The 11,653-nt window shown below is 58.6% G+C and carries 9 protein-coding genes; 7 read left to right on the top strand and 2 right to left on the bottom strand.

What is annotated here, in order from left to right; translation table 11 throughout:
- Positions 1-145: 145 nt before the first annotated feature.
- The 3 genes from VSR68_RS03660 to VSR68_RS03650 all read left to right on the top strand — a co-directional run bounded on the left by VSR68_RS03660 (position 146) and on the right by VSR68_RS03650 (position 3,742).
- Positions 146-1,042: a DMT family transporter gene (locus tag VSR68_RS03660; RefSeq protein WP_342938489.1), complete on the top strand. Its 897-nt coding sequence runs from the start codon at positions 146-148 to the stop codon at positions 1,040-1,042.
- A gap of 398 nt (positions 1,043-1,440) precedes the next feature.
- Positions 1,441-2,577, top strand: a complete 1,137-nt coding sequence (locus tag VSR68_RS03655) for a branched-chain amino acid ABC transporter substrate-binding protein (protein WP_342938488.1) — start codon at positions 1,441-1,443, stop codon at positions 2,575-2,577.
- Positions 2,578-2,797: 220 nt separating this feature from the next.
- Entirely contained in the window at positions 2,798-3,742 is a 945-nt protein-coding gene (locus VSR68_RS03650; RefSeq protein ID WP_342938487.1) for an N-formylglutamate amidohydrolase, read from the top strand.
- 61 nt (positions 3,743-3,803) lie between these two features.
- On the opposite strand, the gene VSR68_RS03645 is transcribed toward VSR68_RS03650, so the two are convergent.
- Complete coding sequence (locus tag VSR68_RS03645) at positions 3,804-4,814, bottom strand: LysR family transcriptional regulator (RefSeq protein WP_342938486.1); 1,011 nt, start codon at positions 4,812-4,814, stop codon at positions 3,804-3,806.
- Between the two features lie 131 nt (positions 4,815-4,945).
- Positions 4,946-5,731 (bottom strand): TetR family transcriptional regulator C-terminal domain-containing protein, encoded by a 786-nt coding sequence (locus tag VSR68_RS03640; protein WP_342938485.1) that lies wholly within the window; start codon positions 5,729-5,731, stop codon positions 4,946-4,948.
- Positions 5,732-6,473: 742 nt separating this feature from the next.
- Here VSR68_RS03640 and pruA point away from each other — a divergent pair.
- The 4 genes from pruA to VSR68_RS03620 all read left to right on the top strand — a co-directional run bounded on the left by pruA (position 6,474) and on the right by VSR68_RS03620 (position 11,622).
- The gene (gene pruA / locus VSR68_RS03635; protein ID WP_342938484.1) at positions 6,474-8,084 is read left to right on the top strand and encodes an L-glutamate gamma-semialdehyde dehydrogenase; all 1,611 of its coding nucleotides are present in this window, start codon (positions 6,474-6,476) and stop codon (positions 8,082-8,084) included.
- A gap of 45 nt (positions 8,085-8,129) precedes the next feature.
- Positions 8,130-9,206 carry an ABC transporter ATP-binding protein gene (locus VSR68_RS03630; RefSeq protein WP_342938483.1) on the top strand — a complete coding sequence of 359 codons (1,077 nt, stop codon included), beginning with the start codon at positions 8,130-8,132 and terminating at the stop codon, positions 9,204-9,206.
- 341 nt (positions 9,207-9,547) lie between these two features.
- Positions 9,548-10,780 (top strand): ABC transporter permease, encoded by a 1,233-nt coding sequence (locus VSR68_RS03625; RefSeq protein WP_342938482.1) that lies wholly within the window; start codon positions 9,548-9,550, stop codon positions 10,778-10,780.
- A 5-nt stretch (positions 10,781-10,785) separates the two neighbouring features.
- Positions 10,786-11,622 carry an ABC transporter permease gene (locus VSR68_RS03620; protein WP_342938481.1) on the top strand — a complete coding sequence of 279 codons (837 nt, stop codon included), beginning with the start codon at positions 10,786-10,788 and terminating at the stop codon, positions 11,620-11,622.
- Positions 11,623-11,653: the final 31 nt, after the last annotated feature.

Genomic DNA, 11,653 nt, shown 5'->3' with positions numbered 1-11,653 from the left:
CTTGAGCAAGTGGACACTTCACGTGTCCGTTGGGTCTGCACGAGATCGCTGCGCACAGGTTTTTACCCACGTGCGACAGCATGTGCTTCACGAAGGAAGGACGGGCTTGCTCCGTCCTTTGTTGTTTCCTTGCGACTAGAGAGCCATGAAACTTTCAACGGTCACTTTTGTTCTCCTGGGCCTCCTTGGGGGCATGAATCTCGTTTACATGAAATGGGCCACGGAACTCATCAGCCCGATTCAGGTGGCGTTCCTGCGTGTCCTTTTCGGCTTCCTGCCCTTGGCGCTTGCAGCGTGGCACCAACGCGCAATCACGCGCGATCAACTGCGCCTGCTGCCTCATTTTTTGATCATGGCAGCGGGCGCCACGGCTTTTTATTTTGTCGCCATCATCAAAGGGACCGCGATGGTTCCATTGGGCATCGCAGGCGTTCTTGGCGGCTCGATTGCACTCTTCACGGCGATTTTTTCTCTGCTCTTTTTGCGAACCGAGAAGTTGACGATAGTGATGGCCACCGCTGTAATCCTTGGCTTCGCGGGTATCGTCCTGATCGCTCGCCCATGGGAGAGCGGAAGCGGTGCGATTAGCGCTATAGGCGTTTTGTGGTTGCTGGCGAGCGCGTGCGTCCTGGGTCTTTCATACATCTACGTTCGCATTTTCCTGTCTCCGGCAAACTTGCCGCCCCTCGCCTTGACCACATGGCAAATGGGGTTGGCCCTGCTCATTCTGTCTTTCTGCACGGACTTTACCGGAATGGGCCGACTGCTCATGGACTGGCGCGCGACTGCCGGTGTAGTCGTTGGCCTTGGGTTTCTGGGAACGGGTGTGGCCTTCCTTATCTACTACTACTTGCTCGATGAACTAGGTGCCGTCGCATCGTCAAGTGCGAACTACCTTGCTCCCGCCGTAGCCTTGCTGATAGGTTGGGCTCTCGGCGAGCGGTTCGGGCTGCTGGAGCTCGTGGCCATCGCTCTGGTTTTTGCCAGCATTGCCATGGTTCAGATCGGGCAACAACGGGCAGTGTCTTCCTGCGTCCAGTAACTGAGGCCCGGTCGGAATCGACGCCTCCGCTGCGTTGCAGTTCGGCCAATCTTCGAATCTGCCTGGGTAGTACGCTCCGCTCGTCATCCTCGAGTTGACGCGGGCTCTTGCGTTTATACGCATGTCATTCGAGCAATGACTGTTGCCGCTCCTCGGCGGGTTTCGCTGTCGGTGCTCGAGACGGAAACGGTGTGTTCAAGACTCATGGCCCGACGGGTAAGTATTTGCCCGTAGAAACAAAGGAGCGTGATTCGACGGAAAATGGCTTCCGAAATATTGATCTGTGGAGCAGTGGCCCGAATCGAGAACCGTTTGCACGAATGTTTGGAAATGCTTGATCTGATGGCTTTCGATGTCGGCTCGAACCTGCGTCATTCCTCTTATCTGATTGGCCTGTCATGAAAACGCTCCTTTCCCTCTTCGCGGCGACCGCGCTCTGTATTGCCCCGCTTGTCGCCGGCGCACAGCAAATCGTTCGAATCGGCGTGTCGGCGCCGCTCACCGGCCTGGGCGCGTCCAATGGCAAGGACATCGAAAACGGCGTGCGTCTGGCAGTCGAAGAGGCGAACGCGCAGCACCTCAACATTGGCGGACAGCCGGTTCAGTTCGAACTCGCATCCGTCGACGATCAGGGCGATCCGCGCATCGGCGTTCAGGTGGCGCAGAAGCTCGTCGACGACGGCGTCGTCGCCGTGGTCGGCTACTACAACTCTGGTGTAGCGCTTCCATCCTCGCCGATTTTCGCGCGCGCGGGCATCCCGCTGATCGATCCAGCGGCGACGAATCCGGCGATCACACGCCAGGGCTTGAACAACGTGTTCCGCATCATCGCAACCGACACGCAGAACTCCGGTAACGCGGGCACGTATGCTGTAAAGGTCACGAAAGCAAAGCGGATCGCAGTGATGGATGACCGCACAGCCTTTGGACAAGGAGCGGTCGAAGAATTCAAGAAGGCCGTGCGAGCAGCCGGTGGACAAATCGTGGCCGAGGAATATACCAACGACAAAGCCGTCGAGTTCAATGCACAGCTGACGAACATAAAGGCGGCCAACGCGGATCTTCTCTACTTCGGCGGGCTCGACGGCCAGGCGGGCCTGATCGTCAAGCGCATGAAGCAACTCGGACTGCACGCGCAGTTCGTCGGAAGCGGCGGCATTGCCGATAGCGTGTTCATCGGTTCGGCGGGAAACGCGGCCGAAGGGGCGATGGCTTGGGAATACGGCAGGCCGGTCGATTCATTGCCCGAAGGCCGCGCGTTCGCGGATAAATTCAAGAAGCGCTTCGGCGCGGATACGCTGACCTATGCACCGTTCGCGTATGACTGCGCGTGGCTCGCCATCACCGCGATGAAACAGGCGAATTCCGTGAAGCCCGCTGTTTTTATGCAAACGCTCCGCACGATTCAATACAACGGCATCACCGGACACATCTCGTTCGATAAATATGGGGATCTGAACAATCCGACGTCGACGCTTTATCAGGTCAAGTCGATGAAATGGCAACCGGTAACGACCATCGGTGCGGAGAAGTAGAGTAGACCGCCGCATGTCGTGAATCGATGAATAGATGGATTGCGAAAGCTCAGCCACAGAGACGGTGCGGATAGCGATCGCGTGTGAAGTCAGGGCGCGCGCTGCTCTTCGCGGCGGCATCGCTCTCGTCGGAGGCGACGTTTCGTTGAAGTAGTTTTCCGCCTGCGCGTCATCGGCGAGCGGGCTCATCAGGGAAGCTTATACATAGGGCAAGCAGTGCTTGGAGTACCGTTTTCCCCGCTTCAACTGGGCTATTTTGATCATGTTTTTGCATGTGAGTCTGGAAGCGCTAACGCTAGAGCGGGAAGAGGGAATGATGGGAAACGAACGCGCGATTGTTCGCGGTCAGTCATCGGTGATGGTCGTAACACCACACAGCGGGACACTGGTTCCCCCGGATCTCCTTGTTCATTCTGCCTGGGAGGCCGTCAATGGCCGACTATCGGACCCGGGAGGAGAGGCGCTTGGTGCAGTCGCGCGCAAACGCGGCATCACATGCATAGCCGCCGCACTTCACCCGTGCGTAATTGACCTGAACGTTGCAGCGAACCATACCGCCTTGTCTCAGCGATTGAACCGCTTGGGCCTTTGCCGTACGCACACGTCGCGGGGAGAAGCGCTCTACCTGCCAGGGGCCGAGCCCGGTGACGCGGATGTGCAGCGTCGAGTCGAGGAGCACTGGAAGCCGTTCCATGCGTCGATTCTGGCGGAACTGAGCCGGCTTCGCGAAACGCACGATAACGTGTTGATGCTGGTCTCGCACGCCGGCGCACGACTGTCTCCGTATCGGACGCAGCCGGGCGCGGCTGACTGCAACTTCAGCACCAATCACGGTGCATCCAGCGACAGAGCAATCGTCAGCGCCATGACCCGCGCGGCGCAGGCACTTGAACGGTCGTGGGTCGTCAACGGGAAGATGACCGACGCGTTCACGGCGCAGCGCTATGGTCGACCGGAGTGTGGTGTTCACGTCATCGAACTGGAAATCGCCGGTCGGTGGCGCAGAGAACTCGAGCTTGCGCAAAGCAACGCGCACGGCGACGCCGGGTCTGACGCGCTTATCGCGGAGATTCTATGTGCCGCTGAACACGCGGTTGACGGTCTGGCTGCGCCTCGTGTTGCGGGGGATCTATTTTGCGATCTTCGCGACGCGTGTCTGGATTAGCTTTACCGGTATCGGCGGGAACGCGCCTCTGAGACGCGGTTCGACGAAAACCGCCTTCGATTTACTGCTCGTCCGGAATGTAGACTTCCTCCGGTCGCAACGCCAGTGCCTTGGCGATGTCTCGCGAGACCTGCTTTTCGAAGGCGCGCTTGAGCAGATCATAGAGATCGGCGGGCAAATGTCCCAGTTCGTTCTCGCGATGGGCGAGGAAGAACGATCTGCTTAACGGCTGATAGGGCCGTCCTTGCCGGGAGAACATGGTGAGCGGCACGACGCGGATTTCCGGCAGGTAGTGTCGCGATTGCCATAAGCACAACGGCGTCGTGAGCGCGAATCCGAGTCCGGCGGCAACCAGGCTCAGCATGGGATCTGTCGCGTCGAACTCGCACGTGCGATCGATATCTTCACCGTGTGACGCAAGGTAGGCGTCGACATGTTGACCAATGACGGAGCGCGAGCTGTATCGGATGAACTGAAGGTGACGGCTCAGTTCCGCGAGCGTCGTGATCCGATCGATTTCGAAGCTCTTGGGTAAAACGGCGACGTATGGCTCCGTGAAAAGCTTCTGCCGCTTGATGCCCGGGGCGTTTGAAAAGCTCGTCGTCGTCACCGCCATATCGACCTGTCGTGCCTCCAGTTGTGCGTCGAGGGTCGGCGTGATTCCGGACCATAATCTGATCTGATGCGATGTGCCCGACAGAGCCTTGATGATGATCGGGCCGATGGTCGCAGCGAACGAGTCGACGCAGCCGAGGCGGACGACGACACGCTTTGCGCGAGTGACGTTTCGCACGCTCTCGACCATCTGATCGGCGCCCTGCAGCAGAACGGTAGCGTGTTCGAACAGCCGCTGCCCTGCGGCCGTCGGTCTTGCCGGCCGGGTAGTGCGGTCAAGAAGGCTCGTGTCCAATATCGATTCCAGAGCCTTTATCCGAAGGGAAACGCCCGCCTGGGAGATGGCAAGCCGACTGGCAGCATCGGAAATAGATCCGGCTTCGACAACTGCAACCCAACTCGCGAGGAGCCCCCAATCCGGGAACTGCTCGGGAACACTCTCTTTCACGATCGCCATGACGGTGTCTGCCTGCTAGAAATCTATCGTCCTTCGCCCGACTGGCTTGCGCCCGTCAGTTTCAACGTGTGTCGATGCACTGATCCGATGTGGCACGCTCTTTCATCACGGCCCATGCGTGCTCGATGAAATCAGTGATTGGTGCCGGCGTGGCACATCATGCTCGTCTTCCATCCGCGATTTGTCGCGTGGTCGATGACACCGTGAAAAACACCAAGCACCTCGGTAATGGTCATCGTTCCGGCAACGCGGTGTTCGATCCATAACCCGTGCACCAGCGCCATCGCCTGCATCGCGTAGATTGTCGCCATCGTCTGATCGCAGCCGGCTTTACGCAGATCCCATATGAAGTTGGACCGTAGTCGACGCGAGAAGGCGGTGCAAAGCCGTTGAACATCCTTGTCGTATGCCGATGAACTCCACATGTGCGGCCAGACGTTTGCGGCACCAGGGCTCATCACTTCGTCGCTGAAGCACATATCCGCAGTGAATTTCATGCGTTCGACGGGATCGACGATGCCGCGACGTCCCGCCGTGAGCTGTTCGCGCACTCTTCGAATCAGATAGACGAACGTCTTGTAGACGAGATTGCTCTTGTTCTCGAAGTGATGATGCACGAGACCGACGGAAACGCCGGCGTGCTCGCTGACCTTCCTGATCGTCAGGTGTTCGAGCCCAACGTGGCCCACGACTTCGAGCGTCGAGTCGATCAGTCGATAACGCATTCCTTCATATTGGCTAGCGTCGTCTTTCCGGCTCTCAATCTCAGCGGCCCGCGACTTCTGTTCTTGCATTTCCCGATCCCACAGTTGATTGAGTAGCGCCTCGCGACATGAGCCGCTGACAGCGCGACGGCAGGCGTCAGTCAACGATCTGCATCTGAACGGATGTTCATTTCGCCGCACGCAAGCCGGCATCGTCGCGCTGGCATTCATGTTGAACAATTGTTCACGAAAACGACACGCATTTAAGTAGGTGAAAACCCCGAAAACAGTTCGTGGCTTCGTGTTTTCCCTTATGACAAGGGCTGAAAAATGATTTTTGGCTGCGGCTGGTTTGAATATATAGTTGTTGCAACGATGAATTTGCTGAACGTATGTTCAATTAGAGGGGGCGATGTTGGGAAGTTTGCGCTTCGTCGACGAATGCGCCGCACGCAGGATGTTTGTTTTCCTGAACCGTTGATCAACATGTTCGAGATGTTTGCGCGGAAACAGCCAGTCGGCATCGGCCGAACACGGGCAAAGGTCGGGGGCATTTGCGCCGCGGCTGAACGCAGCGAACGGCTATCACATGCGGAGCGGCGTGAGGGTCGTGCTCGACGAGGGTACTGCCCGGCGCATTACTTCGGGCAGCGAGTGGATTCGCTTCAGGTCAGTTGCGGTCAACGACCAGAGTGAATCACGCGTCGACGGACAGAACTTATCTGCGCGCCTGCCGTGCACTCGTTGAGGCGAGATGTCTTTCATAACGACGGGCGAAACCAAAGCATAACGTTTGATTGAACAGCAAGCCGGATTTTCTTTAAAGACTACTCTCGGCGGTGAGGTAAAGCGTTGAGGAGTGACGTGGCCAAAAGCGTTGTCGCTTTCAATCGATAACCGCAGGCCCTGCGCTTCCCCGTAGTCCGTCCCAATTGCTTTTTGTAAAGGAGTTAGCGTGATCTCAGGCCCACAATTCCCGTTGCCAGCAAACGAAGCCGAAGTGAGTTTCCGGCCCGGCACCGCTGCGTCGGCAGAGCTTTCCAAAGCGTTGGAGCAACGAGAAGTAGTCGACATTCCGACGGTGATCGGCGGTAAGCGCTACTACTCGAACGATACCGTCGAAGTGCGCGCACCGCACGAAACGCAGCGAGTGCTCGCGCGCATTCATCGTCCGACGGAAAGCCAGATCGCCGAAGCGATCAAGAGTTCGGCGTCTGTCGCGAAGGACTGGGCAAGCCTGACGCATGCGAGCCGCGCGACGATCCTTCATCGGGCCGCGGATATCGTGGCGACGCGTTCGCGGATGCGCATCAATGCGGCGACGATGCTCGGGCAAAGCAAGACGATCGATCAGGCCGAGCCAGACAGCGCATGCGAACTGATCGATTTCCTGCGCTTTAACGCCTATAACGCTCAACGCGTGTATGCGGAGCAGCCGATGTCGGTTCCCACGGCGGTCAATCGCGCGGACTGGCGTCCGCTGGAAGGGTTCGTCTACGGGGTTTCGCCGTTCAATTTCACGGCGATCGGCGCGAACCTCACGACGGCACCGGCCATCATGGGCAATACGGTTCTCTGGAAGCCGTCGGAGAAGTCGGCGCTAGCGAACTGGATCTTCTACGAAGCGCTCGAAGAAGCCGGGCTGCCGCCGGGTGTGATCAACTTCGTTCCCGGCGATGCGGAGCTGACCACGCGTGTCGCTCTGTCTTCACCGGACCTCGCGGGCATTCACTTTACCGGCTCGTCGGCTGTGTTCCAGTCTCTCTGGAAGGGCGTTGCGTCGAAAGTGGACAGCTTCCGCACCCTTCCGCGACTCGTGGGCGAGACGGGTGGGAAGGACTTCGTACTGGCGCACCCATCGGCGAATGCATCGGAAATTGCGATCGCATTGATCCGCGGCGCGTTCGAGTATCAAGGCCAGAAGTGCAGCGCCGCGTCGCGCGCCTATATCCCGCGCAGTCTCTGGGCGGCGGTGAGCCAGGAAATGCGCGACCGCCTCGCGCAACTGAAAGTTGGCGATGTCGCACAGTCCGATACTTTCATGGGCGCTGTGATCTCGCAGGCTTCGCATCAGAAGTTGAGCCGGGTGCTGGCAGCGGCGAGGGAAGACGCGAGCGTAAAGATCGTGTCCGGTGGGAAGACGTGGTCGGAGCCGGGCTATTTCGTCGAGCCGACGGTATTGGAAGTGAGCGATCCGAAGCATGCTCTGATGAAAGAAGAACTCTTCGGTCCCGTTCTTTCAGTGTTCGTCTATGACGATGCGAACTGGGAAGAGACGCTGCAACTGATCGATTCGACCAGCCCCTATGCGTTGACGGGTTCGATCTTCTGCACCGATCGCTTCGCCCTGCATCGCGCAGAGCAGGTTCTGATCAACGCCGCGGGCAACCTCTATCTCAACGACAAGCCGACGGGCGCGATGATCGGCCAGCAACCGTTCGGCGGCGGTCGCGCAAGCGGAACGAACGACAAGGCAGGCTCCTACCTCAACCTTCTGCGTTGGGCATCCCCGCGCGTGGTCAAGGAAACGTATCTGCCTCCGCGCGACTGGCAGTTCGGCGCTTAAAGTTCGGCGCTTAAATCTGATTCCGGCTTCTCCTGAGGAAATGTCATGTCTACGATTGTCTCTTTCAAGAATGTTCAAAAGACGTACGACGGCGAGACGCTCGTCGTCAAAAACCTCAACCTCGAAATCCAGGAGGGTGAGTTCTTGACGATGCTCGGGCCGTCGGGCTCTGGAAAGACAACGTGTCTCATGATGCTTGCGGGCTTCGAGACTGCGACACATGGCGAGATACTGCTTCAGGGGAAGCCGATCAACCGTATTCCGCCGGAGCGCCGCAACATCGGCATGGTGTTCCAGAGCTACGCGCTTTTTCCGCACAAGTCCGTCGCTGAAAACCTGGCCTTTCCGCTGAAGGTGCGGAAAGTGTCGAAGGACGAGATCGCGCGAAAGGTGAAGCGCGCGCTCAACATGGTGAACATGGAAAAGTTCGCCAATCGCATGCCGGCCCAGCTCTCGGGCGGGCAGCAGCAACGCATCGCTGTCGCGCGGGCGCTTGTGTTCGAACCTGCGCTGGTGCTGATGGACGAGCCGCTTGGCGCGCTCGACAAGCAGCTTCGCGAGCAGATGCAATACGAGATCAAGCAGATTCATGAGCAGAGCGGTTTGACCGTCGTGTATGTCACTCACGATCAGGGTGAGGCGATGACGATGTCCGACCGGATTGCCGTGTTCAACAACGGCATCATCCAGCAGCTCGCGCCGCCGCCTGCACTGTATGAGAACCCTGAGAATGCATTTGTCGCCCGCTTCATCGGCGAAAGCAATGAACTGCTTGGAACGGTCGCGGCCGTGGATCGCGAGCGCTGCACGGTCAAGCTCGAAAGCGGACAGAACATCCAGGCATTCGCTGGCCCGAGCGTTCGCGGGACTGGATCCGCCAGCATCTCCTTGCGTCCGGAGCGGGTGACAGTCGGCGATCTGGCAAAGAGCTGTGACAACGTCTTTCAGGGCGGTGTCAAGGATCTCATCTACTACGGCGATCATCTTCGCGTTGTCATGCAGGTATGCGGCAGAAACGACTTCATCGTGAAGCTGCCGAACAACGGCGTCGCGCGTCAACTGCGTATTGGCGATTCGGTACACGTCGGGTGGATGGCGGAATGCTGCCGCGCGCTGCAGTAACTGCTTGAACACCGCGTAGCGAATCGGTGTGACGCAAGCGGAATCACAAGAAACAAATTAGTACAACTAGTGGAGACGAAACCCGGGCTGCGTGCCTCGGAGTGATGCGGAGCGAACGAGTTTCAACGGACGCCTCTACCGCATTTCCACGAAAGGCTGCCTTCTTGCACGAAAAGCAGGCTACCCGGCTTTTCCGTGAAGGATTGCATCGGATGGCGACCATGCTCCCATCCGGGTACGAAGGATTGGTGTTGAATTGACGAGGAGGACGCGGCGCTAGCCGCTGGACGATGATGATACTTCCCAACGATATGGCCGTGCCCACAGACCAGTCACCTCAAATGACTGTGAAGGATTCGAAAAGCCTCAAGGCGAAGCTCCGCAGCGCTGAACGCACCGAGCGCGTGAAGGCTTTCCTTCTGGTAGCACCGCTGCTGGTGTTCCTCCTTGTCACCTTCCTTGTTCCCATTGGAAGCCTGCTGATGAAGAGCTTCCGGGACCCGACGCTTTCCCAGGAGATGCCGCACGCGTCCGCGCTGCTTCGGGAATGGGACCCGAGCGGCGACAAGCTGCCGGGGGAACAGGTGTATGACGCATTTGCCCATGATCTTCTCGCGGCCAAGGGAAGCGAGGGCGTGAGCCGGATTGCGTCGCGACTGAACTACGATGAAGCCGGCATGCGGAGCCTCCTTATGAAGACGGCTCGTCGTCTGGGCGATGAAAGCACGGGTTCGTGGCATCAGCGCCTCACGGCGATCGACGCGCGCTGGGATGACATCGCTGCATGGTCCACGCTCAAATACGCTTCGTCGCCGTGGACGTTGGGCTACTACCTGAAGGCATTCGACTTCAAACGTGACGATCATGGCGCGATCGTGCGCCAGAGCGAGAGCGAGCGGCTCTACGTCGACGTTTTCGTTCGGACCGCGTGGGTGAGCATTGCGGTCAGCGCGCTCTGTTTGCTGTTCGGATACCCGGTTGCGTTTTTCCTCGCCAACATACCGGCACGCTACAGCAACCTGTTCATGATCATGGTTCTGTTGCCCTTCTGGACGTCGATCCTGGTGCGGACCACTGCATGGGTGGTGGTGCTCCAGGCTCATGGCGTGATCAATGACGTGCTCAAGCACCTCGGCTTGACGGACCACGGATTACCGCTAATCTACAACCGCTTCGGCGTACTCGTTGCGATGACGCACATTCTGCTGCCCTACGCGATCCTGTCGCTCTATTCGGTGATGAAGGGTGTCCCGAACATCTACATGAAAGCGGCACGTTCACTTGGCGCGGGTCCGATCCGCTCGTTCTTTCAGGCGTATTTCCCGCAGACGCTTCCGGGTGTCGGAGCGGCAGGGATGCTGACATTCATTCTCGCCGTCGGCTACTACATCACGCCGGCGATCGTCGGAGGCCCGGATGATCAGCTCGCCAGCTACTACATCGCCAATCATGTCAACAACACCTTGAACTGGGGCCTGGCGAGCGCGCTGGCGTCCATTCTGCTCGCAGGGGTGCTGCTCATTTACGGCGTATTTGTCCGCATGACCGGCGGCGCCGGCGTCAAGTTGGGGTGATCGAAATGTTCAGTTTTCCCGCATATGTAACGGTCTGGGGACGTCTGGGACGGTGGGCGCATGTGATCCTGTCGGTCGCGGTACTGGTGTTCCTGATTTCCCCGATCCTGGTGGTGATGCCGCTGTCGTTCAACTCGCAGCCGTACTTCACCTATCCGATGCCAGGCGTCAGCCTGCGCTGGTATCAGGACTTTCTCAATAGCCCGGAATGGATGCTCGCGCTGAAAAATACGCTGATTGTGGGCGTTGTCTCGACGCTGCTCGCGACCACGCTGGGCGTGATGGCTTCTCTCGGATTGACTCATCCACGCCTGAAGGGAAGGGCGCTCATTACGGGCATTCTTGTTTCGCCGATGATCGTGCCGTTGATCATTACGGCAGTCGGCGTGTACTTTGCCTTCAGTCCCTTCGGTCTTGTCAACAGCCTGACGGGTCTGATCCTTGCACACGCCGCGCTTGGGGTGCCGTTTGTCGTCGTCACCGTTACGGCGACGCTCGCCGGCTTCAACGAAACGCTATCCCGGGCGGGCCGCAGCCTGGGTGCTTCGCCGCTGCGCGTCTTCATGCAGGTGAAGCTACCCATCATTGCGCCTGGCGTGATCTCGGGTGCGCTGTTCGCGTTTGCAACCTCATTCGATGAAATTGTCGTTGCCCTCTTCCTGACGGGCACCGACCAGCGAACGGTACCGCGGCAAATGTGGGCCGGTATCCGTGAGCAACTCAGTCCCACCATTCTGGCCGTGGCAAGCGTGCTCGTCGTCATCTCGACGCTGCTGCTCATCACGCTCGAACTGCTGAGGCGCAGAACCGAGCGTCTGCGTGGAACGGCCAACCAGTTCTGATCAATTCGTCAACAAACAGGCATTCACCAGG

It is taken from the genome of Paraburkholderia phymatum (assembly GCF_038900715.1).
Classification (GTDB): domain Bacteria; phylum Pseudomonadota; class Gammaproteobacteria; order Burkholderiales; family Burkholderiaceae; genus Paraburkholderia; species Paraburkholderia phymatum_A.
This window is presented reverse-complemented; position numbering and strand designations above follow the sequence as displayed.